Genomic DNA, 24468 nt, shown 5'->3' with positions numbered 1-24468 from the left:
GCTATCGCTCCTCGCCGTACAGCAGAGCGCCCACGTCAGGCTCTACGTCGAACATATTTTGCAGCGCATCGAGCGTGTCGCGCGCTTCCGCTTCGTTAATCACGCTCATGGCAAACCCCACGTGCACCAGCACCCACTGGCCGAGGCGTGAAGCGCCAGTTTCATCAACACTGCCGACCAGCGTCAGGTCTACATCGCGTAATAATCCACACACATCCACTCTGGCCTGATTCCCGTCAATGGCGTGAATTTGTCCCGGTACGCCTATGCACATCGTTCGCTCTCCAGCCAGTTCAACCAGCTTTCCATACCGTCGCCGCGCGTGGCGGACACCAGCAGGATGTTAATGTCCGGGTTGACTTCACGGGCATACGCCAGGCACTTATCCACGTCAAAATTCAGGTATGGCAGCAGGTCAACCTTGTTCAGCAGCATGATGGACGCGGCGGCAAACATATGCGGGTATTTCAGCGGCTTGTCTTCGCCTTCGGTCACCGAAAGCACGGCCACTTTATGCCGTTCACCGAGGTCAAAGCTCGCCGGGCAAACCAGGTTGCCGACGTTTTCAATAAACAGGATGCCGTTATCTGCCAGTGGCAGACGCGGGGTAGCGTCGGCAATCATCTGCGCATCCAGGTGGCAGCCTTTGCCTGTATTGACCTGAATGGCAGGCGTGCCGGTTTCGCGAATACGGGCGGCGTCGTTAACCGTCTGCTGATCGCCTTCGATTACCGCACAGGAGACACGCTCGTTCAGGCGTTTGAGGGTCTCAGTCAACAGCGTGGTTTTGCCGGACCCGGGGCTGGAGACCAGATTCAGCACCAGCTGTTTGCGGGTAGCAAAGCGTGCGCGGTTGCGGGCGGCGATCTGGTTATTTTTGTCCAGCACGTTAATTTCGACTTCCAGCATCTGGCGCTGGCTGATGCCCGGCGCATGCGTCCCCGCTTCGCCGTGGCCGTAATGCAGATCACCCGCGTCAGATTGTTGAGGAGTGAAAATGATACCGGTTAATGCCGATGCAGGGCGTGGGGCGGGTGAAAAGGGCGCGGAGCGAAACGCGGAGTGAGGACGATGTTCATCCCCTTCAATATACAGGTTGCCTTCGCCGCAACCGCAGGTGCTACACATAATTTACTCCTTCTCGATTTCGAGTCGTTGGATCTGCATGCCGTCATCCGCCACGATGCGCAGCCCGGCACTCTGGCATTGCGGACAGCGCTGAACCTTCGATGAAAGCAGGGTGACGTACTGCTGACACTGTTCACACCAGCACTCTGCCTGCTGCTCTTCAATATGGAGTTCGCAGCCTTCCGCCAGCGTGCCGCGGCATACCAGCTCAAAACAGAAGGTCAGGGCGCTGGTCTCGACACAGGAAAATGCCCCGACTTTCAGCCAGACACCGGTGACGCGTTTCGCGTGGTTTTGCACTGCCTGCTGTTCGATAAGTTCCAGAGCCCGCTGGCAGAGGGTGATTTCGTGCATGACGCCTCCTCAATGAATTGCCCCGGTAATGCAATAACAATGCCAGCTTGATTTTTGTTAAGGGGTGACGATGTCAACGCTGTCGAAATGACACGTCGACACCGCGGAGTTGACAGGTGTCTCTTGTTGAAAATCATTTAAAATCAACACAATAAAAACTGGCATGGAATCTGCTTAACAGCCGCTATCTCCATTAACCGGATACCTTTTATGACTATTTGGGAAATCAGCGAAAAAGCGGATTACATCGCGCAGCGCCATCAGCAATTACAGGACCAGTGGCACCTGTACTGCAACTCTCTGGTTCAGGGCATCACCCTGTCGAAAGCACGTCTTCACCACGCAATGAGCTGCGCGGCACAAGGTGATATGCGCTTTGTCCTCTTCGGCCATTTCACCATCAACGTTACCCTGGCGGATAACTTCAACAGCCACACCATCGAGTACTACCTCGAGACAAAAGATGGTGAAAAACAGTGTATTGCGAAGGCACAGCTGATGGCAGACGGCATGGTGGATGGTCACGTCAGTAACCGCGATCGCCAGCAGGTGCTGGAGCACTATCTGGAAAAAATTGCGCCAGTTTATGACGGTTTATACGCCGCCGTTGAACACGATCTCCCGGTCAATCTGGCGCAGTTGATGGATGGGCATGCCTCAGCGAATGTGGCCTGACTCTTACGTGTCGAGAAATGTCGACAAGACAGTTTTTCGTCAAAAATGACTATCACCAGAGGATAACCCGGTGAACCGTTTTGTAATTGCTGACTCGACGGTCTGTATTGGCTGTCGAACCTGTGAGGCGGCGTGTTCGGAAACGCATCGCCTGCATGGGTTGCAGTCCATGCCGCGTCTGCACATCATGCGTAATGAAAAAGAGTCTGCCCCGCAGCTCTGTCATCACTGTGAAGATGCCCCTTGCGCGGGTGTTTGCCCTGTGAATGCCATCACTCGCGTTGATGGCGCTGTCCAGCTGAACGAAAGCCTGTGCGTGAGCTGCAAGCTGTGCGGCATTGCCTGCCCGTTCGGCGCGATTGAATTTTCCGGCAGCCGCCCGCTGCATATTCCGGCTAATGCCAACACGCCGAAAGCCCCTCCTGCGCCCCCGGCCCCCGCGAAGGTAAGTACGCTGCTTGACTGGGTCCCCGGCATTCGTGCCGTCGCGGTGAAATGCGACCTGTGCAGCTTTGATGAGCAAGGTCCAGCGTGCGTACGCACCTGCCCGACCAAAGCGCTGATTCTGGTTAACATCCGCGATATCGCCCGCACCAGCAAGCGTAAACGTGAGCTGACCATCAATAGCGATTTTGGCGATCTTTCGCTTCTGCAGGCGCTTAATGAGGAGGCGAAATGAACGCCATAACCATGATCAACAGCGCCGTGGCGTACTTTACCGCCGCCGCAGTACTGGCGCTGATCTTCTCTTTGCATAAAACCCTGAGCGGCTGGATCGCCGGAATCGGCGGGGCGGTCGGTAGCCTGATGACGCTGGCGGCGGGCGGTGTCGTCCTGCTCGGTGGTCAATCCGTAGAGGCCGTGATGCCGCTGATTCGCCACACCGTGGAGATTACGCCGCTAAATGCCATCTGGCTGGTGACGTTTGGCCTGTGCGGTCTGTTTATCAGTCTGTTCAATATTGACTGGCACCGCCATCAGAATATTAAAGCCAACGGCCTGCTGATTAACCTGCTGCTGGCAACGGCGGTCTGTACCGTTATTGCCAGTAACCTCGGGGCGCTGGTGGTGATGGCGGAAATCATGGCGTTGTGTGGTGTCTTCCTGACGGGCTGCAGCGCCTCCGGCAAACTGTGGTTTGCGCTGGGCCGTCTCGGGACGCTGCTGCTGGCGCTGGCCTGCTGGCTGGTGTGGCAGCGCTTCGGCACGCTGGACTTCTCGGCACTCAACGGCCATCCGCTGGGGAATGACGTCTGGCTGCTGGGCGTGATTGGCTTTGGCCTGCTCGCCGGGATCATCCCGCTGCACGGCTGGGTGCCGCAGGCGCATGCGAATGCCTCCGCACCTGCTGCCGCGCTGTTTTCTGTGGTGGTGATGAAGGTCGGTCTGTTCGGCATTTTGGCAATTACGCTGACCGGCGGCCAGCCGCCGCTGTGGTGGGGCGTCGTGCTGCTGATCGCCGGGATGATCACGGCGTTCGTCGGCGGTCTGTACGCCCTGATGGAGCATAATATCCAGCGTCTTCTGGCGTACCACACGCTGGAAAATATCGGCATCATCCTGCTCGGTATTGGCGCGGGCGTGACCGGGTTAGCGCTCAATCAACCGGCGCTGATTGCCGCCGGTTTTATCGGCGGTCTCTATCACCTGATTAACCATAGCCTGTTTAAAAGCACGCTGTTCCTGGGGGCGGGGAGCGTCTGGTTCCGCACTAGCCATCGCGATATCGAAAAGCTTGGCGGCATTGGCAAAAAGATGCCCGTGATTTCACTGGCGATGCTGGTCGGTCTGATGGCGATGGCGGCGCTGCCGCCGCTCAACGGCTTTGCCGGGGAGTGGGTGATCTATCAGTCCTTCTTCGCGCTCGGCCAGAGCGAAGCGTTTATCGCCCGTCTGCTGGGGCCGCTTCTGGCGGTCGGGCTGGCGATTACCGGGGCGCTGGCGGTGATGTGTATGGCGAAAGTCTACGGCGTCACCTTCCTCGGCGCGCCGCGCACCCGCGAAGCTGAAAACGCCTGCTGTGCACCGGTGTTGATGGGGGGGAGCGTGGTTGCGCTGGCGCTGTGCTGCATCGCGGGCGGCGTGGCCGCACCGTGGCTGCTGCCGCTGCTGGGAAGCGCTATTCCGCTGCCGCTGACCGTCGCGAATACCACCGTCTCTCAGCCGATGATTGCGCTGCTGCTGATTGCCGCGCCGCTGCTGCCATTCATTCTGATGCTGTTCTTCAAACGCGACCGACTTGCCTCCCGCTCGCGCGGTGCGGCGTGGGCCTGCGGTTATGAACATGAACAATCAATGGTGATCACCGCCCACGGCTTTGCCATGCCGGTGAAAGAGAACTTTGCTGCCGTGCTGAAGCTGCGCCACTGGTTGAACCCGGTGGCCTGGATCCCTGGCTGGCAGAGCGCTGCTGTGCCTGCGCTGTTCCGCCGTCTGGCCGTTATCGAGCTGGCGGTGCTGGTAGTGATTGTGATTTCACGAGGAGCCTGACATGAGTTTGTTACTGGCACTACTTCAGGCGCTGGTGTTATTCGCCATTGCGCCGCTGCTTTCCGGGGTGAGCCGCGTGGCGCGCGCCCGGATGCATAACCGTCGCGGGCCTGGCGTGCTGCAGGAGTACCGCGATCTCTTCAAATTGCTCACTCGCCAGAGCGTGGCCCCGGATGCTGCAGGCTGGGTTTTCCGCCTGACACCGTTTGTGATGGTGGGCGTGATGCTCACCATCGCCACCGCGCTGCCGGTGGTGACGGTGGGTTCACCGTTGCCGGTACTGGGTGATTTGATCACGCTTATCTATCTCTTCGCCATCGCCCGTTTCTTCTTTGCGATTGCGGGCCTGGACACGGGGAGTCCGTTTACCGGTCTTGGCGCCAGCCGTGAGGCGATGCTCGGCGTGCTCGTCGAGCCGATCCTGCTGCTGGGGCTCTGGGTGGCGGCGCAGGTTGCAGACTCTACCCACATCAGTTTTATCACTAACACCGTTTATCACTGGCCGTTGGCCCGTTCCATTCCGCTGGTTCTGGCGCTGTGTGCCTGCGCGTTTGCCACCTTTATTGAGATGGGCAAACTGCCATTTGACCTCGCGGAAGCGGAGCAGGAGCTGCAGGAAGGGCCGCTGACGGAGTACAGCGGCTATGGCTTTGCGGTACTGAAGTGGGGCATCAGCCTCAAACAGCTGGTGGTGCTGCAGATGTTTGTCGGTGTCTTCTTCCCGTGGGGGCAGATGACGCATTTCTCGGTGAGTGGTCTGGTGCTGGCCGTGGTCGTTGCGGCGCTCAAACTTCTGGTCGGCGTGTTGGTGATTGCCCTGTTTGAAAACAGCATGGCGCGTCTGCGCTTTGTCGCGACATCGCGCATCACCTGGGCCGGTTTTGGTTTCGCATTTTTAGCGTTCGTCTCCTTGCTGGTGGCGTGATTAAAGAGAGTTTTTATGTCTGAAGAAAAGAAAGGTCAGCAGTATCTCGCCGCGTTACATCAGGCTTTCCCTGGCGTCGTGCTGGAGGAGTCCTGGCAAACCAAAGACCAGATCACCGTCACCGTTAAGGTGAACTATTTGCCGGAAGTGGTGGAGTTTCTCTATTACCAGCAGGGCGGTTGGCTCTCTGTGCTGTTCGGCAACGACGAGCGCCAGCTGTGTGGCAACTATGCGGTGTACTACGTGATGTCGATGGAGCAGTTCGAGAAGTGCTGGCTCACCGTACGCGTTGAAGTGGACCCAAACAAACCGGAGTATCCGTCCGTCACGCCGCGCGTGCCCGCCGCCGTATGGGGCGAACGTGAAGTGCGCGACATGTACGGGCTGGTGCCTGTAGGCCTGCCGGATGAACGTCGCCTGGTGCTGCCGGACGACTGGCCGGACGAACTCTATCCGCTGCGCAAGGACAGCATGGACTACCGCCAGCGTCCGGCCCCGACCACCGACAGCGAAACCTACGAGTTCATCAACGAGCTGGGCAGTAAAAAGAACAACGTGGTGCCGATTGGTCCGCTGCACGTGACTTCCGATGAACCAGGCCACTTCCGCCTGTTTGTCGACGGCGAGAACATTATCGACGCCGACTACCGCCTGTTCTACGTCCACCGCGGCATGGAGAAGCTGGCGGAGACCCGCATGGGCTACAACGAAGTCACGTTCCTCTCTGACCGCGTGTGCGGCATCTGCGGCTTTGCCCACAGCACCGCCTACACCACCTCGGTGGAGAATGGCATGGGAATTGTGGTGCCAGAGCGCGCGCAGATGATCCGCGCCATCCTGCTGGAGGTGGAGCGCCTGCACTCGCATCTGCTGAACCTCGGCCTGGCCTGCCACTTCGTCGGTTTTGACTCCGGGTTTATGCAGTTCTTCCGCGTGCGTGAAGCGTCGATGAAGATGGCGGAGATCCTCACTGGCGCACGTAAAACCTACGGTCTGAACCTGATCGGCGGGATCCGCCGTGACCTGCTGAAAGACGACATGATCCAGACCCGCCAGCTGGCGCAGCAGATGCGTCGCGACGTGCAGGAGCTGGTGGATATGCTGCTCAGCACGCCAAACATCGAGCAGCGTACCGTCGGGATTGGTCGTCTTGACCCTGAAATCGCCCGTGATTTCAGCAACGTGGGTCCGATGGTGCGCGCCAGCGGCCACGCCCGCGACACCCGTGCCGATCACCCGTTCGTCGGTTATGGCCTGCTGCCGATGACCGTGCACAGCGAGCAGGGCTGCGACGTTATCTCTCGCCTCAAAGTGCGCATCAATGAGGTGTTCACCGCCCTGAACATGATCGACTTCGGTCTGGATAACCTGCCGGGCGGCCCGCTGATGGTTGAAGGTTTCACCTACATTCCAAACCGCTTCGCGCTGGGATTCGCCGAAGCGCCACGTGGAGATGACATCCACTGGAGCATGACCGGCGACAACCAGAAGCTCTACCGCTGGCGCTGCCGTGCGGCAACCTACGCCAACTGGCCAACCCTGCGCTATATGCTGCGTGGAAACACGGTTTCCGACGCGCCGCTGATCATCGGCAGCCTTGATCCGTGCTACTCCTGTACCGACCGCATGACGGTGGTGGATGTGCGCAAGAAGAAAAGCCAGGTGGTGCCATATAAAGAGCTTGAGCGCTACAGCATTGAGCGTAAGAACTCGCCGCTGAAATAAGGACTCGTCATGTTTACCTTTATTAAAAAAGTCATCAAAACCGGCGCGGTAACCAGCAGTTATCCGCTGGAGCCGATGCCGGTGAATAAAAACTTTCGCGGTAAGCCGGAACACAATCCGCAGCAGTGCATCGGCTGCGCGGCCTGTGTAAACGCCTGTCCGTCGAATGCCCTGACGGTGGAAACGGACCTCAAAACCGGTGAACTGGCCTGGCAGTTTAACCTCGGGCGCTGCATCTTCTGTGGCCGCTGCGAAGAGGTCTGCCCGACGGTCGCAATCCGCTTGTCACAGGAATACGAGCTGGCGGTATGGAAGAAAGAAGACTTCCTGCAGCAGTCGCGCTTTGAACTGTGTAACTGTCGCGTCTGCAAGCGTCCATTCGCCGTGCAAAAAGAGATCGACTATGCCATCGCGCTGTTGCAGCACAATGGAGACGCTCGTGCAGAGCATCATCGTGAAAGCTTTGAAACCTGCCCGGAGTGTAAGCGTCAGAAGTGCCTGCTGCCGTCCGACCGCATTGATATTACCCGCCATATGAGAGAGGCCAGCTGATGGAAAACCTACTGGGCCCGCGCGACGATAACGGCATTCCGGTGCCGATGACGGTGGATGAGTCCATCGCCAGCATGAAGGCGTCGCTGCTGAAAAAAATCAAACGCTCGGCCTATGTCTACCGCGTGGACTGCGGCGGCTGCAACGGCTGCGAGATTGAGATCTTCGCCACCCTGTCGCCGTTGTTTGACGCCGAGCGTTTCGGCATCAAAGTTGTACCGTCTCCGCGCCATGCCGACATTTTGCTGTTTACCGGCGCCGTCACCCGCGCCATGCGCTCGCCTGCGCTGCGCGCCTGGCAATCTGCGCCTGACCCGAAAATCTGTATCTCGTACGGAGCCTGTGGCAACAGCGGCGGCATTTTCCACGATCTGTATTGCGTCTGGGGTGGCACTGACAAAATCGTGCCGGTGGATGTTTACATTCCGGGCTGCCCACCGACACCTGCCGCAACGCTGTACGGTTTTGCCATGGCGCTTGGCCTGCTGGAGCAGAAAATTCATGCTCGTGAACCTGGGGAGCTTGATAACCAGCCTGCGACCATCCTGCACCCGGACATGGTGCAGCCGCTGCGGGTGAAGGTCGATCGCACGGCGCGCAAACTGGCGGGCTATCGCTATGGTCGCCAGATTGCCGACGATTACCTGCGTCTGCTGAGTCAGGGTGAGCATCAGGTGGCTCGCTGGCTGGAGGCGGAGAACGATCCGCGTTTGAATGAGATTGTGGCAAACCTGAACAACATCGTGGAAGAGGCGCGTATCCGATGAGTGAAACGGTGGTGTTCAGTCAGCTGAGCCGTAAGTTTATTGATGAGAACGATGCCACGCCGGATGCGGCGCAGCAGGTGGTCTATTACAGCCTGGCGATTGGGCATCACCTCGGGGTGATTGACTGCCTGGAAACGGCGTTAAGCTGCCCGTGGCCCGAGTATCTGGCGTGGATCGCCACGCTGGAGGAGGGCAGTACGGCGCGGCGCAAGATGGAAGGCGTGCCGAAGTACGGCGAGATCGTCATCGACGCCAACCACATTGCGATGTTGGCGAACGCGTTTGACGCGGCGCTGAACAGGCAAACCCCTGAGCAGCAGGCGTGGAGCAAAACGCTGCTTAGCATGCTGCACGATATTCATCAGGAGAGCGCCATCTACCTGATGGTGAGGAGATTACGTGACTGACGTTTTACTGTGTGTTGGCAACAGCATGATGGGCGATGACGGCGCAGGCCCATTGTTGGCAGAAATGTGCGCGGCAAATTCTCAGGGTAACTGGGTGGTCATCGACGGTGGCAGCGCGCCGGAAAACGACGTGGTTGCGATTCGTGAGCTGCACCCGGACAGGCTGCTGATCGTTGATGCCACGGATATGGGGCTCAACCCCGGCGAGATCCGCCTGATTGACCCGGATGACATCGCCGAGATGTTTATGATGACCACCCACAATATGCCGCTGAACTACCTGGTCGATCAGATTAAAGACGACGTGGGCGAGGTGCTGTTTTTGGGGATTCAGCCGGACATTGTTGGGTTTTATTACCCGATGACGCCGCCGGTGAAAGCGGCGGTCGAAGTGGTTTATTCCCGGCTTGCGGGATGGTGTGGGGACGGGGGATTTTCCCGGCTCTGAGCTGTGCCAAACCGATCTCCCTCTCCCTGTGGGAGAGGGTCGGGGTGAGGGCAACAGTCTACTCCAGATCCGCCCCGTTACTCGCAATCACCTTCTTATACCACCAGAACGATTTCTTGCGTTTCCTGTCCAGCGTGCCGTTTCCGGCGTCGTCGCGGTCAACGTACACAAACCCGTAGCGCTTGCTCATCTCACCCGTTGAGGCGGCCACCAGGTCGATGCAGCCCCAGGTGGTGTAGCCCATCAGCGGCACGCCGTCCTCAATCGCGTCACCCATCGCGCGAATATGCTCGCGCAGATAGCTGATGCGGTAGTCGTCGTTAATCTCGCCGTTTTCATCAATAACGTCTTTCGCCCCGAGACCGTTTTCCACCAGGAACAGCGGCTTCTGGTAGCGGTCGTACATCATGTTCATGGTGATGCGCAGGCCGAGCGGGTCGATGCCCCAGCCCCATTCGCTCACCTGAATATGCGGGTTGCGCAGGGATTTCACGATGTTCGCGGCGCTGGTGTTGCCCGCGTTCATATCTGCCGACGCGCAGCGCGAAGCGTAATAGCTGAACGAGACAAAATCGACGGTGTTTTTCAGCAGTTCGTCGTCGCCAGGATCTTTCACAATCACCACGCCTTTCTCGCGGAATACGCGGGCGGAGTAGGCTGGATAGCTGCCGCGCGCCTGCACGTCGATAAAGAACAGGTTCTCGCGATCTTTCTCCAGCGCCATCCACACGTCTTCTGGCTTGCAGGAGTACGGGTAGAAATTCCCGCCCGCCAGCATGCAGCCGACCTGATTTCCCGTGTTTACCTCGTGGGCGATTTTGGTCGCCAGCGCGCTCGCCACCAGCTCGTGGTGTGCGGCCTGATATTTCACCTGATCTTCGTTCTCGCCTTCTTCAAATACCAGGCCCGCGCCAGAGAACGGGCTGTGCAACATAATGTTGATTTCATTGAAGGTCAGCCAGTATTTCACCAGACCATTAAATTCCTCGAAGCAGGTGCGGGCGTAACGGGCGAAGAAATCGACCATCTTGCGGTTGCGCCAGGAACCGTACTCCGTCACCAGGTGCATCGGTACGTCGAAGTGGCAGAGGGTCACCAGCGGCTCGATGTTGTACTTTTTGCACTCTTCAAACACCGCGCGGTAGAAGGCAATACCTTCTTTATTGGGCAGCGGCTCATCGCCATTTGGATAGAGGCGGCTCCAGGCAATTGAGGTGCGGAACACCGTAAACCCCATCTCCGCCATCAGGGCGATGTCTTCTTTGTAGCGATGATAAAAATCAATCGCTTCGTGGCTCGGGTAGAACTCGTCGTCACGCAGCGAAAACCGCTTTTCCTTACCGACCTTTACCGCCAGACGATTCGCGCCGTGGGGGATCATATCGACCGTTGTGAGCCCTTTGCCGCCTTCGCGATAAGCGCCTTCACTCTGGTTGGCGGCAAGCGCGCCGCCCCATAAAAATCCTTTTGGAAAAACAGACATTCTTACCTCACTCTCAATTTATGCTTTTGCTGCTTTGCTCTGTACCGGGGCACTCTGTAGGGCGCGCGCTTTTTCAGCATCGTCTTCGACCGGGATATCTTCAAAACCTAATATCAGGGTCAGAACGAACGACAGCACCACCGCCAGCGCCATGACACCGAACACCCAGACGATGGTCATCGGGTTCGCCGGGTCGAAGAACTGCACGCTGGTAAACAACCCAGGTGCGGCCATCGAATGGCTGGCAAGTCCGGCAATGCCGGCCACCGCACCGCAGATAAAACCGCTGATCAGGCTCGCAATCAGTGGACGTTTCAGCCGTACCGCTACACCGTACAGCGCGGGTTCAGAGATCCCCGCCATGATGGCAGAGGCTGCCGCCGCTAACGCCGTCTGGCGCAGCTCCGGGTTTTTGGTTTTCCAGGCTACCGCCAGAGACGAACCGCCAAGGGAGAGGTTGGCGCCGATTTCCGACGGCATGACCATCCCTTCTTTGCCCGTTTCGGCAATGGTCTGGATGATGGTTGGCGTAAAGACGCGGTGCATCCCGGTCATCACCAGCAGCGGCCAGAGTGCTCCCATGATCGCCACGGAGAGCCAGCCCAGATAGCCGTGAATGGTGTAAACCAGCGCGGAGATGGCGCTACCGATCCAGATCCCCAGCGGCCCAATCAGCACAATGGCGAGCGGGGCGGCAATCAGCACGATCAGCATCGGTTTGAGGAAGTTTTTGGTCACTGCCGGGGTAATGCGATCGACCCAGCGTTCGATGTACGACAGGCACCAGGTCATCACCAGCGCCGGGATCACGGTGTAGGTGTATTTCACTGCCGTTACTGGAATGAAGGCGAACTCAACATGCTCGCCCTGCGCGGCTTTCGCCATCAACTCGATAAAGCTCGGATGAACCAAAACCCCTGCAATGGCGATCGCCAGCGACATGTTGGTTTTGAATTTCACCGCTGCCGAGGCCGCCACCATCAGCGGCAGGAAGAAGAAGGCACCGTCGCCAATCACGGTGAGAATGGTGAGCGTCGGCGCGCCTTTAGGCAGCACGCCGGTCATCTCAAGGATCATCGCCAGCAGTTTAACCATCGAGCCACCGATGATCGCCGGGATCAGCGGCGACATGGTGCCGATGAGCGCATCCAGGATCCCGGCGCCAATGCGGCGCAATGTCAACTTCTGTGGACCTTCCGGTGATGCAGGCTGCAGGTCGGCTGGCAGCAGGCTGACTACCTCGCGGTAGGCCTGAGAAACGGTGTTGCCAATGATCACCTGGCACTGGTTGTCGTTGCGCACTACGCCGAGCACGCCGCTAATGCTTTTCAGACGCGCAGCGTCGGTGAGGCTTTCGTCTTTCAGGACGAAGCGCAGACGCGTCATGCAGTGGGTGACGGCGACGATGTTCTCTTTGCCGCCCAGCGCGCTGACGACATCATTCGCCAGCGCAGCGTAATTTTTGGCCATCGGATGAGATCCTGTTATCGTTGTGAGAAATGTAGGAAACCGGTTCCACATAATCATCATGAGTTTATTTGAATGAAACAAGATCACATTTCGACCATTTTTTCATTTCGTGATGATGATCACCAGGCGGTGCAAAAAGCGTGATTTCATCGCTGCGACAATTTTTCTGCAGTGCAGTACACTGCGCTCCATCAGTTTCAGACGGAATAACAAGATGACCACGATGCTTGAAGTGGCGAAGCGGGCAGGCGTTTCGAAAGCAACGGTATCCCGGGTGCTGTCGGGAAATGGCTATGTCAGCCAGGAGACCAAAGACCGGGTGTTTCAGGCCATTGAAGAGAGCGGCTATCGCCCGAATTTACTGGCGCGCAACCTGGCGACCAAACGCACCCAGACGCTGGGGCTGGTAGTGACAAACACCCTGTACCACGGCGTCTACTTTAGCGAACTGCTGTTTAACGCCGCGCGGATGACAGAAGAAAAAGGGCGACAGCTGATCCTTGCTGACGGCAAGCACAGCGCTGATGAAGAGCGTGAGGCGATCCAGTATTTACTCGATATGCGTTGCGATGCGGTGATTATCTACCCGCGTTTCCTGAGTGTGGATGAGATGGATGAGATCGTCGAGAAGTGTGAGCAACCGATTATGGTGCTTAACCGCCGCTTGCGGAAAAACAGCAGCCACAGCGTCTGGTCCGATCATAAAGCTTCCTGTCAGGAGGCGGTGTCGCAGCTGATTGAGAAAGGGCACAGAGAGATCGCATTTATCACGGGTTCGCTGGATTCACCCACCGGGGTTGAACGTCTCTCCGGCTACAAGGACGCACTGGCACAGCACCAGATCCCGCTACGCCCTGAGCTGATTTCGCAGGGAAAGTGGAACCCGGCCAGTGGTGCCGCGGCGGTTTCCGAGCTGTTGGCTCGGGGGGCAACCTTTACGGCGCTGGTGGCGAGTAACGACGATATGGCAATCGGTGCTATGAAGCAGCTGCACGACAGCGGTGTGGCCACCCCGGACGCGGTATCGGTGATCGGTTTTGACGACGTGGCCATCGCACCTTATATCGTGCCGTCGCTTTCCAGCGTTCGCATTCCGGTGACGGAGATGATCAAAGAAACCATCAGCCGACTGATCTTTATGCTCGACGGCGGGGAGTTTAAATATCAGCAAACGTTCTCCGGCGAGCTTGTCCTGCGCGACTCCGTCATTGACGGCCCTCATCGTTGATGTCGACAGCTGTCATCGTCAGAAGTGACGATGACAGTGCCAGCGTCATTTTTAAATTTATTTAAAATCAATGTCTTAATAATTGGCACGGTTTATGAATATCTCCGCGCATAACAGTAATGCTGGAGAAGCAGATGAACCGTTTTATTATGGCCGATGCCAGTAAGTGCATTGGTTGCCGTACCTGTGAAGTAGCGTGCGTGGTTTCCCATCAGGCGGAGCAGGATTGCGCGTCGCTTACCCCTGATACTTTTCTGCCGCGCATCCATGTCATTAAAGGCGTGAATATTTCCACCGCCGCCATCTGTCGTCAGTGCGAAGACGCACCGTGCGCGAATGTCTGCCCGAACGGGGCGATTAAACGCGAAAAAGGGTTTGTGCACGTGATGCAGGAGCGCTGCATCGGCTGTAAAACCTGCGTGGTTGCCTGCCCGTATGGCGCGATGGAAGTGGTTGTCCGTCCGGTTGTGCGTAACAGCGGCATGGGCCTGAATGTGCGCACGGACAAAGCCGAAGCCAACAAGTGTGACCTCTGCTACCACCGTGAAGCGGGCCCGGCCTGCATGGAAGCCTGCCCGACGCACGCCCTGGTGTGTGTTGATCGCGATAAGCTCGAACAGATGAGTGCGGAAAAACGCCGTCGTGCGGTGTTCGATACCTCTTCATCTCTGCTGTTCTGATCCGCCATGTGCAGTAACGGCGTACAGCTGCGCGTGCGCGGCAAAGTGCAGGGCGTCGGATTTCGTCCCTTCGTCTGGCAACTGGCGCAGTCGCTTCAGTTAAACGGCGACGTCTGCAATGACGGAGAGGGCGTGCTGGTGCGGCTCGCGGGTAATGGGGGGGCCTTTACCGCGAGGCTGCGCCAGGACTGCCCACCGCTGGCGCGTATTGACGCGATCGACTTGCAGCCTTTCACCTGGAGGCGTGTGCCGGAGGACTTTACCATCCGTCACAGCGCGGGCGGGGCGATGGACACCCAGATCGTACCGGATTCCGCTACCTGTCCGGCATGCCTGGCTGAGATGCGCGATCCCCGTGAACGCCGTTATCGCTATCCGTTTATCAACTGCACCCACTGTGGTCCGCGTTTTACCATTATCCGCGCCATGCCTTATGACCGCCCGGCCACGTCGATGGCGACATTCCCGCTGTGCGAACCGTGTGAAACGGAGTATCGCAACCCCGCAGACCGCCGTTTTCATGCGCAGCCCGTCGCCTGCCCGGACTGCGGGCCGGAGCTGGAATGGCGTGCGGGGGACATCATTACTACCCGCGAGTCTGCGTTAAGCGCTGCGGTAGAGATGCTGAAAAACGGTGGCATTGTTGCCATCAAAGGGTTAGGGGGTTTTCACCTCGCCTGTGATGCGCTCAATCCGCAGGCGGTCGCGTTACTTCGATCACGCAAACAGCGTCCTGCGAAGCCGCTGGCCGTGATGATCCCGCAGGCGGAAGCGCTGCCGACGGCGATTCAGACGCTGTTATGCTCACCCGCAGCCCCCATTGTGCTTACGCCAAAGGTGTGGTTGCCCGCGTTGCCCGACGAGATAGCTCCGGGCCTGGACTTGGTAGGCATCATGCTGCCCGCAAACCCGCTGCAACATTTGCTCATGCTCGACTGCCAGCTTCCGCTGGTGATGACCTCCGGCAATCTCAGCGGCAAACCGCCCGCCATCAGTAATCAGCAGGCGCTGGACGAGCTTGGGGAGATTGCAGACGGTTTTCTGCTTCACAACCGCGACATTGTGCAGAGGATGGATGATTCGGTCCTGCTTCAGGACGGGACAATGCTGCGCCGTGCGCGCGGATTTGTGCCGGATGCCATCACGTTGCCTGCAGGTTTTAGCAATATACCCGCTATGTTGTGTACAGGTAGCGAGATGAAAAATACGTTCTGCCTGGTGCGCGGGAACCAGGCCGTGCTGAGCCAGCATTTTGGCGATCTCAGTGACGAGGGTGTCGAAGCCCAGTGGCGTTCGGCACTGGCGCTGATGCAGCAGATCTACACCTTTCAACCGGAGCGTGTGGTGTGCGATGCCCATCCGGGTTACCACTCCCGACAATGGGCACACGAGCAGGCGTTGCCGGTCGACACCGTGTTGCACCATCACGCACACGCGGCGGCGTGCCTGGCTGAAAACGGCTGGCCGCTCGACGGTGGCGATGTTATCGCGTTGACGATGGACGGGATCGGCATGGGCGAGAACGGTGCGCTGTGGGGTGGGGAATGTCTGCGGGTAAACTACTGCGACTGTGAGCATCTCGGTGGATTACCTGCCGTGGCGTTGCCTGGCGGGGATCTGGCGGCCGTTCAGCCGTGGCGCAATTTACTCGCACATTGCCTGGCGTTTGTGCCTGACTGGCAGCACTACCCGGAAACGCGTGCGGTACAGCGCCAAAACTGGCCGCTGCTGGCGACAGCAATCGGGCGCGGCGTCAATACGCCGCTGGCCTCGTCATGCGGAAGGCTTTTCGATGCAATCGCCTGCGCGCTGGGCATAGAAACGCAACGCTACGAAAGTGAAGCGGCTTGCCGGCTGGAAGCACTGGCTTCACAGTGCGCCGGTGTCGCGCACCCGGTCACGCTTTCGGTGGATAATCTCTCCCTCTTCTGGCAGCAATGGCTGAACTGGCAGGCGGAGCCCTGCGAACGCGCATGGGCGTTTCACGATGCGCTGGCAAAAGGGTTGGCGCAATTAGTCAAATTGCATGCCATGCGTTTATCACTTTCCACGGTGTGCTTCAGCGGTGGGGTGTTACACAACCGCCTGCTGCGTGCGCGTCTGCGTCATTATCTTTCTGACTTTACGCTTCTTTTTCCTTCGCGCCTGCCCGCAGGTGACGGAGCGATCTCCTTCGGGCAGGCGGTGGTCGCCGCCGCCCGGTCATGTTCACAAAGGACTTAAAATGTTACGACTCTTACGCAATGAACCTCGTGCCGCGCTTCTGCTGCTGGCTCTGGTAATGGCAAACCTGCTGGCCTGGGGATGGGCATGGCAAACCTTCAGCGGCAGCACGGCGTTGATGGCGGCAAGCCTGCTTGCCTGGTGTTATGGACTTCGCCATGCGGTGGATGCAGACCACATTGCGGCCATTGATACCGTCACGCGTAAGATGATGCAGCAGGGCAAACGCCCATCCGGCGTAGGGGCCTGGTTCTCGCTGGGTCATTCCACCATCGTGGTGCTGGCCTCCATTGCCATTGCTGCCACCGCTACGGCGTTTCAGAAAAATATGGCATGGTTTCACGAGACAGGGAGTCTGATTGGAACAGCCGTTTCCGCGACTTTCCTGCTGGCGATGGCGCTGGTCAATATGGTGATTTTACGCGGCGTCTGGCGCAGTTTTCAGGCGCTGAAAAAGGGGCGCGCGACAAGCAGTGAAGTAGAGTTACCTGCACAGGGCGGCGTCATGAACTGGTTATTTGGCGCAACCTTCCGGCTGGTCAACAAAAGCTGGCAGATGTACCTGGTCGGATTCCTGTTTGGTCTGGGGTTTGACACTGCCACCGAAATTGGCGTGTTGGGCATTTCTGCCGCCAGCGCCTCTCACGGGATGTCGGTGTGGTCAATCATGATCTTCCCGGCGCTCTTCGCCAGCGGTATGGCGCTGGTCGATACCCTCGACAATTTGTTGATGGTCGGTGCTTACGGATGGGCGTTTAACAAACCGCAACGTAAGCTCTACTACAACATGACCATTACCGGGACATCTGTGGTGGTGGCGCTGTTTATTGGCGGGCTGGAAGCGCTGGGTCTGCTGATGGATAAATTCGCCCTCAGCGGTGGCGTCTGGGATGTGATTGGCGCGGTAAACGACAACCTGGGCAACGCCGGATTTGTGGTGGTCGGGCTGTTTGTCGCCTGCTGGCTGATCTCCATGGTCAACTACCGCTGGCGCGGCTACGATGCGCTGGTCGTGCGCTCCTGAGCCGGCGGTAGCCAGGCGCGGGTGAAATCAAGCCAGCCGCTGGCAGTCAGCACAATGTTCTGCACATTTTCCATCGTGTTGATGCGATAGCGGTAGTGGAAAAGCGGCGTACAGGCGCCGCTTTCAAGCAGGCGATGAAAGAAGGCGGGCAAGTGTGCTCTTAGCGTTTCCTCACTTTCGCAATACGCCATCAGCGTCTGCTTTGCGTTTTGCCACGCGCTCTCACCCAGCGCGGCGATCCACGCGGGTTCTTCAGTAAACCACTCTGCCAGCGCAAAGACCGGTACTTCACCGGCAAGATAATCCCCCAGTAAGATATCCGCTTGCGCCAGCGCGTCAGGCGCATGCCACTCTTCGCGATCTTTCCAGTGAATCGTGACGTCGCAGCCACGCTTTTTCAGGCGAGTTTGCAGCATGCCGGCGAGGTCGCACAGCACCGGCGTGTGATAGCAGACCAGTGAAAGGGCAGGTGGAAGCGTCACGTCAGGCGCTTCAGGATACGCGGGTGTCGTGATCCCGGGCAGTATTTCCGTACGGGTTTCAACATCATCCCGGCGGATGAACTGCTGGTTAAGATGCTGGATTTCCTGGCGCAACCAGGCGGCCAGCGGTTGTGGTAACCGGGCATTCACCATCAGCCAGGAAAACCCACCGCTGGTGGTGGTGATGGACTCCTGGGCATTTTCTCCTTTACCAACGGTTATCCATGCCGGTTTTTCTGTTCCGGCGCGGGTTCGCCAGAACTCAATTGCATGCAGCAGGGGATGTGTCGCAAAGTACCACGGCTGACGCTCAAGGCGCAGATAGTGCGAGTGATGATAAGCAATTGCAAAGGGGCCAGCACCCACATTCGGTTGTTGCGGATGTGGCAAACGGCAAACATGATGCGCGAGACGATGCGCCAGCATGGCGTCTGGCGCGTTAAGCGTGATTTCCAGACACCACGGTGCGATAAGCATCACTTTACTCACGTGAGTTAGCCCTGTATTACGTGCGGGATCGGCCAACAACTGGTGCAGCGCGCCGAGAATATCTTCATCGCTGATCGCTTGTCCGTTATGCCAGTGCGCACCGCTACGCAGGTAAAAGCTCCAGCGAAGTTTGTCGTCACTACTCTCCCAGTGATGGGCTAAATCGGCCACCGGTTGCGGGTGGCCGGGGACGTAACGCGTCAACCCAGCGTGAACCGCGCAGATAATATGCTGCTCGGCACGGCGACGTTGCAGGGCGGGATGCAGCGACGTGAGTGGGCGATACCACGGAATGCGCAGCGTCGGCTGGTGCTTAAGCCATTTTCCGCCTAAAAACGGCGTGATGATGTGATGCAGGCTAGCCGGGTCGCCATCGGCCAACTGCAGCGCGCTCTGGTAGTCCCCTTTTTCCAGGCAGGCATGCATCAGCGGTGCGCTCAGTTCGCTGGTGGTCGTCAGGCAATGCAGGATGGCACGATGTCCGCGTCCTGGTTGCGCCTGCCAGCTTAACCATCCGTTTTGCGTAAGCTGGCGCAGCAATGTGCGTGCATGGCGCTCACTGCATAACGCGACACCGGCCACTTCCGCGATGGTCGTGGGCTTTGGCTCTGTGCCGTAGTGCTGATAAAGCCGTTGATACTGTCGGATTTTCTGAAGCTGGCGCATGACGGCGTACCGGTAACAAAAGGAGAATGGTGAGAGTGTAGGGGGTTTTGCGGAATAAATAAGGGTGGGATATATAAAGTGTTCCGGTTTTATTCCCTCTCCGGTGAGAGAGGGAACAGGATTGTGCAACGTCAGGCTTCGATCTGCGCCCGGATCTTCAGCGCGATGCTTTCGGCCTGTGGGCCCAGAATCACCTGTGCGTTCTGCGTACCCATTTTCAGAATGCCTTTCGCCCCCAGTGATTTCAGCGCCTGTTCATCCAGCACGCTGTTATCTGTAAGCGTTAAGCGCAGGCGAGTTATACAGGCATCGACAATCTTCAGGTTATCTTTGCCACCCAATGCTGAGATGTATTGGGCAATGGCCTCGTTTTGATCGTCAGAATCACCCGTTACCGTGTCGTCGTCTTCGCGACCCGGCGTTTTCAGCTTGAAAAAGCGAATCGCGAACGTGAATACCACAAAGTAGATCGCAAAGAACAGAGCAATCAGAGGGATCAGGAGCCACGGCTTCGTGGCAAGACCCCAGTTCAGGACGAAGTCGATAAGCCCGGCGGAAAAACCAAAGCCATGCAGCACGCCGAGGCTGTTGGCGATTACCATACTCACACCAGCAAGTACCGCATGCAGGGCATACAGGGCTGGAGCGAGGAACAGGAAGGAGAACTCAATTGGCTCGGTAATGCCCGTCAGGAAGGCGGTCAGGGCGACAGAGAGCAGCATCCCGCCGACGGCTGAGCGACGTGCTTTTGGCGCGGCGAAATACATCGCCAGTGCTGCACCCGGAAGACCGCCCATAAAGATCGGATATGCCCAGGCCATGTAGACCCCCGCATGCGGGTCACCGGCGAAGAAGCGGTTAAGATCGCCCCGGGTTAAGTCGGTGGCAATCTGCGTGATGCTGGATCCGTCAATACCTGGCACGGCGCTGCCAACGACCAGACCTTTCACCACGTCCGGCGCGAGACAGATGTTATGTACCGCGCTGGCAGCATCGTAAGTCACTTTCAGACAGTCACCGAGGCTGAACCAGAAGACGGAATGCAGTATGTAGTGCAGGCCGAAAGGAATTAACGCGCGGTTAAGGACACCGTAAATAAACCAGCCGGGCTCACCGCTACGGGACACCAGCAAACTGAAGGTATCAATGCCGTGCTGCACGGAAGGCCAGACGTAGCCGCAAATCCATGCGATGAATAGACAAATTAACCCGGTCATGATGGGCACCAGACGTTTACCAGCAAAGAACGCAAGGAAATCCGGCAGTTTAGTATTGGAGAAGCGGTTATAGCAGTGACCGGCCACCACACCCGCAATAATCCCGGCAAAGAAGGACATGTTAATGGAGGCGTTAATCACCGCTGTGGCTTTGGTGAGGACCAGAAAGCCGACAGCACCCGCGAGAGCTGCAGCACCAGCATTGTCTTTTGCCAGACCAATGGCGATACCCAGAGCAAACAACAGCGGCAGGCTGTCGAAGATCCCGCCACCGGCACTGGCAATAAACGGAATATTAAATACGTCAGGCTGGCCGAGGCGTAATAATATGGCTGCAACTGGTAAGGTGGCGATAGGCAACATCAGGGCTTTACCCAGACGTTGAAGATAACTAAATGCATTCATGAGAGAGGATTCCAAAAAGACTTAATTCACATCGGAAAATAACAGCTTTTATTTTAATGTGGAAGCAGGGGAGATAAAAATGTGATGCGATATAAATTAATTTTTATTATATTCCTCAGGTAAGTCATTCCTGAAATAAACAATGATGCATTCTATTATTTGTTCCGGTTTTTGCTGGTGGCGCTTCACACATTTACTGAAGGAGAAGCGCCGCCAGACCTTCAGTTATCACGTTTGCTTACCGGAATCATCAGCTCCCGCAGGCGCTCGATACGAGCTTCAGGACTCAACCATAGCCAGCGAAATAAAATGTGCTCTGCTTTTCTGACCTGCTTAAAATAGTGAGCGAGATAGTTAAGCTCTTCGGTGAAATGTGCCATGAAATACCCCTTTCGCGTTAATGTGTGATCAGGGTAGATTGTTATTAGGGAATAAAACAGGGCAATGTTTTTCAGGTGTTCCGGTTTTAAGTATTGATGGGAATAATAAATAAAGGATTGATAGCGATGATTTATCTTATTTGTATTTATTTTATGAATAAATTGCGTAAAAAAAAGCGTTTAGACTTTTGAACTTCACCAACCTGCACCGGCTGGCGAAGTGTCCTGGGCTCAAAGATTAGATAATTCCAGCCTGATAGAAATCCTGCAGGTTGATGGCGCCGCACAGCTTGCCGCCGTCATCCACCACCGGCGCGGCGGTGATTTTACGTTTCATCAGAACCTCTTTGGCCTCAATGGCGCGGCTGTCGGCGTTCAACGTCAGCCCGCCCTGGGTCATCGCTTCAGAAACCGGCGATTCCAGCTTGCCGCCGCCGACCAGCCAGCGACGCAGATCGCCGTCGGTAAATACACCTTTAACAAAGCTGTCGCTGTCACACACGGCGACCAATCCCAGCCCGGTACGGCTCAGTTCCAGCATCGCGTCCATCACGCTGGTATCGAGTTTGACCTGCGGAATGGCATCGTCAGTTCGCATCAGGTTGTGAACCTTATTGAGCAGGCGTGCCCCAAGCGCTCCGGCCGGATGCGAACGGGCGAAATCTTCTTCGTTAAAGCCGCGCGCCTGCATCACCGCCATCGCCAGCGCGTCGCCCATCATCAGCGTATTAACGGTGCTGGATGTGGGGGCGAGGTGCATCGGACAGGCTTCACGCTCAACGGAAATATCCAGCGTGGCCTTGGCTGCCAGCGCCAGCGGCGAGCGGGATTTGCCGGTCATTGCCAGCAGAGCGACCGTTTTTTCCTGCAGGCGCGGAATGATGAGATCCAGCTCTTTGGCCGAACCGGAATAGGAGATAAACAGCATCACATCGCGGCTTTCGATCATCCCCAGATCGCCGTGCAGTGCTTCTGCCGGATGAACGAAGAAGGCCGGAGTACCGGTGCTGGCAAGCGTCGCCGCAATTTTCTTACCGATGTGACCTGACTTACCTATTCCGGAGACAATCACCTTACCTTCGCACTGAATAATGGTGTTGGCCGCGCGAACAAAATCCTCGCCCAAGCGTTCGGGCAGGCGGCTGGCTTCCTGTAGCTCCAGCATCAGGGTCTGGCGGCCAGCGTTTAACAGAAAATCACTCATCTTTCTCTCCGGTTACGATCACGTCGATGCCTTTCTCTTCCAGCGCTTTTTTGAACGCCGGGTCGATACCTGCGTCGGTAATCAGTTTGTCGACGCTTTCCAGGCTGCAAACGATATTGGGGCTTTTACGGCCAAACTTCGATGAATCTGCCATCAGAATCACTTCCCGCGCGGCATTGCACATGGCTTTGCTGACGCTGAACACCTCGTTGAAGGTGGTCACGCCCGCGTTCAGGTCGATGCCGTCGGTGCCCATAAAGAGTTTATCAAAGCTGAAGTGGTCGAAGGCGTTCTCTGCCAGCTGGCCGTGGAATGACGCCGATTTCTTACGGAAGGTGCCACCCGGCATCAGAATGGTTTGCTCGCTATCGAATTCAGAGAGGGCGTTGACGATATGCAGGCTGTTGGTCATCACCGTGATGTTGTTAAAGCGACTGAGCAGCGGGATCATTTGCAACACGGTACTGCCTGCGTCAAGAATGATGGAATCGCCATCGTGAATAAATTTCACCGCCGCTTCGGCAATCAGCGCCTTCTGGTGGGTGTTGATCAGCGTTTTGTGATCGATAGGCGGGTCGGCTTCATCCTTATTGAGCACCACACCGCCGTAAGTCCGAATGACGGCGCCAGAGTTTTCGAGCAATACCAGGTCTTTGCGTATTGTCGTGCCGGTGGTGTCAAAGTAGTGGGCCAGATCGTCTACCGAGCATTTCCCCTGCTTCTGCAGATGCTCGAGAATGGCCGCCTGCCGCTGACGAGGTTTCATAGGCGCTTCGTTCCTTAGGTTGCGAAATGATAATTTCGCAAGTCTATAGCTTTCACAACGAAATTATCCATGTTTCAGATTAAGCGCTAATGATAGTGCATTCTGACAGAGTGGATCATGGGGAAAGATCACATCAGGCTGCAATTCCTGCAACGACAGTCCGTTAATCGCCTGGATTTTCGCCGGGCGGGCGAAAACGGTCATGCCGCGCATGATGAGGGAATCGCAGACCTTGTCATCTTCGTCCAGCGCAACGGCAACCACCACGCGTGGTTTGAAACGTCCACCAGAACGCCCGACGCCCACGCGGCCTTTCTGACACAGCGCATCAAAGGCGCGGTTAAACTGATGGATCTGCCAGCCGCCGAAAGCCATCTGGCAGAACCAGGCGAGGGCGGCGACGGTGATGAGTGCTGTGACCATATCGGCTCCTTGTTGTGTTCCCTCTCCCACAGGGAGAGGGTTAGGGTGAGGGCATCAGCCTGCCCGATCAGAACATCACCTGCCCACCGGTGACGTTAATTGACTGCCCGGTGCAGTACGAGGCTTTCGGACTGGCGTAAAACAGCAGCATATTCAGCACGTCCTGATAGTCGCATCCGCGCTTGAGCGGCACTTTATCAATGTAATATTGTTCCACTTCTTCAGCTTTGATGCCGAGCTTGGTGGCATACTGCGGCAGCAGGGACTGGAACATCGGCGATTTCAGCAGGTTGCCCAGCATCAGCGAGTGAACGGTAATGCCATATTCAGCCAGATCCAGCGCCAGAGACTGCGTTAGCCCGACGCCGCCAAATTTCGCCGCGCTATAACCGGAGTTGTGCTTGCTGCCCACTTTGCCGGATTTCGAGTTAATCTGAATAATGCGCCCCTGAATGCCGTCGCGGATCATCAGGCGGGAAAACTCGCGGGCGCAGAGGAAATAACCCACGAGGTTCACCTGCAGCGAGCGGTCAAAATCCCCCAGTTCGAAATCGCTGATAAAGGCCGCTTTTGCAATCCCGGCGCTGTAAACCAGCAGGTCGGTACGGCCAAAAATCTCGTCCACACCGCGGGCAAGCGCCATTACGCTCTGCTCGCTGGTGGCATCGGCGCCAAACCCGTATGCCATTCCTTCGCCAAACTCGGTGTTGATGGTATCCGCCACGCGGGCGGCTTTTTCACTCTGAATATCCACTACCGCCACGCGGTAACCCTCTGCGGCAAGCCCACGGCAGAGGAACTCACCTAACGTTTGTCCCCCACCAATGACAACGGCAACCTGACTCATGTGATTCTCC

At 57.2% G+C, this 24468-nt stretch carries 25 protein-coding genes; 13 read left to right on the top strand and 12 right to left on the bottom strand.

The genetic code is table 11. The annotated features are described in order from the left end of the window. Position 1: 1 nt before the first annotated feature. From ACLHV8_RS17510 to hypA, 3 genes are read right to left on the bottom strand one after another with little or no spacing between them, the layout of a single operon-like run. A complete protein-coding gene (locus ACLHV8_RS17510; RefSeq protein ID WP_028016841.1) occupies positions 2-274 on the bottom strand; it encodes a HypC/HybG/HupF family hydrogenase formation chaperone in 273 nt (90 codons plus the stop codon). Continuing rightward, positions 265-1128 (bottom strand): hydrogenase nickel incorporation protein HypB, encoded by an 864-nt coding sequence (gene hypB / locus ACLHV8_RS17505; protein WP_208594094.1) that lies wholly within the window; start codon positions 1126-1128, stop codon positions 265-267. Before hypB ends, ACLHV8_RS17510 begins: the two co-directional genes overlap by 10 nt. Before the next feature lie 3 nt (positions 1129-1131). Then, positions 1132-1482 (bottom strand): hydrogenase maturation nickel metallochaperone HypA, encoded by a 351-nt coding sequence (gene hypA, locus ACLHV8_RS17500; RefSeq protein WP_049006121.1) that lies wholly within the window; start codon positions 1480-1482, stop codon positions 1132-1134. A gap of 210 nt (positions 1483-1692) precedes the next feature. Between hypA and hycA the strand changes: the two genes are divergently transcribed. The 9 genes from hycA (at position 1693) to hycI (ending at position 9471) form a co-directional block, all read left to right on the top strand. Beyond that, entirely contained in the window at positions 1693-2157 is a 465-nt protein-coding gene (hycA, locus tag ACLHV8_RS17495; RefSeq protein ID WP_028016838.1) for a formate hydrogenlyase regulator HycA, read from the top strand. A 70-nt stretch (positions 2158-2227) separates the two neighbouring features. Next, a complete protein-coding gene (locus ACLHV8_RS17490; RefSeq protein ID WP_028016837.1) occupies positions 2228-2836 on the top strand; it encodes a 4Fe-4S dicluster domain-containing protein in 609 nt (202 codons plus the stop codon). Continuing rightward, positions 2833-4647 carry a formate hydrogenlyase subunit 3 gene (gene hycC / locus ACLHV8_RS17485; protein WP_208594095.1) on the top strand — a complete coding sequence of 605 codons (1815 nt, stop codon included), beginning with the start codon at positions 2833-2835 and terminating at the stop codon, positions 4645-4647. Before ACLHV8_RS17490 ends, hycC begins: the two co-directional genes overlap by 4 nt. A 1-nt stretch (position 4648) precedes the next feature. Next, positions 4649-5572 (top strand): respiratory chain complex I subunit 1 family protein, encoded by a 924-nt coding sequence (locus ACLHV8_RS17480; protein ID WP_208594096.1) that lies wholly within the window; start codon positions 4649-4651, stop codon positions 5570-5572. A gap of 15 nt (positions 5573-5587) precedes the next feature. After that, positions 5588-7297, top strand: a complete 1710-nt coding sequence (hycE, locus tag ACLHV8_RS17475; protein ID WP_028016834.1) for a formate hydrogenlyase subunit HycE — start codon at positions 5588-5590, stop codon at positions 7295-7297. A gap of 9 nt (positions 7298-7306) precedes the next feature. Beyond that, a complete protein-coding gene (locus tag ACLHV8_RS17470; RefSeq protein WP_049006115.1) occupies positions 7307-7849 on the top strand; it encodes a formate hydrogenlyase complex iron-sulfur subunit in 543 nt (180 codons plus the stop codon). Next, a complete protein-coding gene (locus ACLHV8_RS17465; RefSeq protein WP_028016832.1) occupies positions 7849-8616 on the top strand; it encodes an NADH-quinone oxidoreductase subunit B family protein in 768 nt (255 codons plus the stop codon). The genes ACLHV8_RS17470 and ACLHV8_RS17465 overlap by 1 nt, the downstream gene beginning before the upstream one ends. Continuing rightward, complete coding sequence (locus tag ACLHV8_RS17460; RefSeq protein WP_049006110.1) at positions 8613-9023, top strand: formate hydrogenlyase maturation HycH family protein; 411 nt, start codon at positions 8613-8615, stop codon at positions 9021-9023. The genes ACLHV8_RS17465 and ACLHV8_RS17460 overlap by 4 nt, the downstream gene beginning before the upstream one ends. After that, the gene (gene hycI / locus ACLHV8_RS17455; protein ID WP_028016830.1) at positions 9016-9471 is read left to right on the top strand and encodes a hydrogenase maturation peptidase HycI; all 456 of its coding nucleotides are present in this window, start codon (positions 9016-9018) and stop codon (positions 9469-9471) included. Before ACLHV8_RS17460 ends, hycI begins: the two co-directional genes overlap by 8 nt. Positions 9472-9529: 58 nt before the next feature. On the opposite strand, the gene ACLHV8_RS17450 is transcribed toward hycI, so the two are convergent. Beyond that, complete coding sequence (locus tag ACLHV8_RS17450) at positions 9530-10954, bottom strand: 6-phospho-beta-glucosidase (protein WP_410376996.1); 1425 nt, start codon at positions 10952-10954, stop codon at positions 9530-9532. A gap of 18 nt (positions 10955-10972) precedes the next feature. Continuing rightward, a complete protein-coding gene (ascF, locus tag ACLHV8_RS17445) occupies positions 10973-12424 on the bottom strand; it encodes a PTS cellobiose/arbutin/salicin transporter subunit IIBC (RefSeq protein WP_049006104.1) in 1452 nt (483 codons plus the stop codon). A gap of 214 nt (positions 12425-12638) precedes the next feature. On the opposite strand from ascF, the gene ACLHV8_RS17440 reads away from it, so the two are divergent. The 4 genes from ACLHV8_RS17440 to ACLHV8_RS17425 all read left to right on the top strand — a co-directional run bounded on the left by ACLHV8_RS17440 (position 12639) and on the right by ACLHV8_RS17425 (position 17579). Beyond that, positions 12639-13652, top strand: coding sequence for a LacI family DNA-binding transcriptional regulator (locus ACLHV8_RS17440; RefSeq protein WP_208594098.1), 1014 nt, complete (start codon positions 12639-12641; stop codon positions 13650-13652). A 134-nt stretch (positions 13653-13786) separates the two neighbouring features. Next, complete coding sequence (hydN, locus tag ACLHV8_RS17435) at positions 13787-14332, top strand: electron transport protein HydN (RefSeq protein WP_049006101.1); 546 nt, start codon at positions 13787-13789, stop codon at positions 14330-14332. Positions 14333-14338: 6 nt separating this feature from the next. Then, complete coding sequence (gene hypF / locus ACLHV8_RS17430; RefSeq protein WP_410376995.1) at positions 14339-16555, top strand: carbamoyltransferase HypF; 2217 nt, start codon at positions 14339-14341, stop codon at positions 16553-16555. A 1-nt stretch (position 16556) separates the two neighbouring features. After that, positions 16557-17579 (top strand): HoxN/HupN/NixA family nickel/cobalt transporter, encoded by a 1023-nt coding sequence (locus tag ACLHV8_RS17425; protein ID WP_108091020.1) that lies wholly within the window; start codon positions 16557-16559, stop codon positions 17577-17579. On the opposite strand, the gene ACLHV8_RS17420 is transcribed toward ACLHV8_RS17425, so the two are convergent. The 7 genes from ACLHV8_RS17420 to srlD all read right to left on the bottom strand — a co-directional run bounded on the left by ACLHV8_RS17420 (position 17552) and on the right by srlD (position 24458). Further along, the gene (locus ACLHV8_RS17420) at positions 17552-19216 is read right to left on the bottom strand and encodes an SgrR family transcriptional regulator (protein ID WP_208594100.1); all 1665 of its coding nucleotides are present in this window, start codon (positions 19214-19216) and stop codon (positions 17552-17554) included. The genes ACLHV8_RS17425 and ACLHV8_RS17420 overlap by 28 nt on opposite strands. Positions 19217-19347: 131 nt before the next feature. Beyond that, positions 19348-20838 carry an N-acetylglucosamine-specific PTS transporter subunit IIBC gene (nagE, locus tag ACLHV8_RS17415; protein WP_208594101.1) on the bottom strand — a complete coding sequence of 497 codons (1491 nt, stop codon included), beginning with the start codon at positions 20836-20838 and terminating at the stop codon, positions 19348-19350. A gap of 221 nt (positions 20839-21059) precedes the next feature. Further along, the gene (locus ACLHV8_RS17410) at positions 21060-21218 is read right to left on the bottom strand and encodes a hypothetical protein (RefSeq protein ID WP_164881322.1); all 159 of its coding nucleotides are present in this window, start codon (positions 21216-21218) and stop codon (positions 21060-21062) included. A 238-nt stretch (positions 21219-21456) separates the two neighbouring features. Next, positions 21457-22422, bottom strand: coding sequence for an arabinose-5-phosphate isomerase GutQ (gene gutQ, locus ACLHV8_RS17405; RefSeq protein WP_049006094.1), 966 nt, complete (start codon positions 22420-22422; stop codon positions 21457-21459). Beyond that, complete coding sequence (locus tag ACLHV8_RS17400) at positions 22415-23188, bottom strand: DNA-binding transcriptional repressor (RefSeq protein ID WP_028016820.1); 774 nt, start codon at positions 23186-23188, stop codon at positions 22415-22417. Before ACLHV8_RS17400 ends, gutQ begins: the two co-directional genes overlap by 8 nt. A gap of 63 nt (positions 23189-23251) precedes the next feature. Continuing rightward, positions 23252-23611 (bottom strand): transcriptional regulator GutM, encoded by a 360-nt coding sequence (gutM, locus tag ACLHV8_RS17395; RefSeq protein ID WP_049006093.1) that lies wholly within the window; start codon positions 23609-23611, stop codon positions 23252-23254. A gap of 67 nt (positions 23612-23678) precedes the next feature. Beyond that, positions 23679-24458 (bottom strand): sorbitol-6-phosphate dehydrogenase, encoded by a 780-nt coding sequence (gene srlD, locus ACLHV8_RS17390; RefSeq protein ID WP_023294411.1) that lies wholly within the window; start codon positions 24456-24458, stop codon positions 23679-23681. Between the last annotated feature and the right edge of the window lie 10 nt (positions 24459-24468).

Source organism: Enterobacter sp. CPE_E863, from assembly GCF_046521465.1.
Classification (GTDB): Bacteria; Pseudomonadota; Gammaproteobacteria; order Enterobacterales; family Enterobacteriaceae; genus Enterobacter; species Enterobacter adelaidei.
Note: the sequence above shows the minus strand (reverse complement) of the source record. Positions and strands in the feature narration are given on the sequence as shown.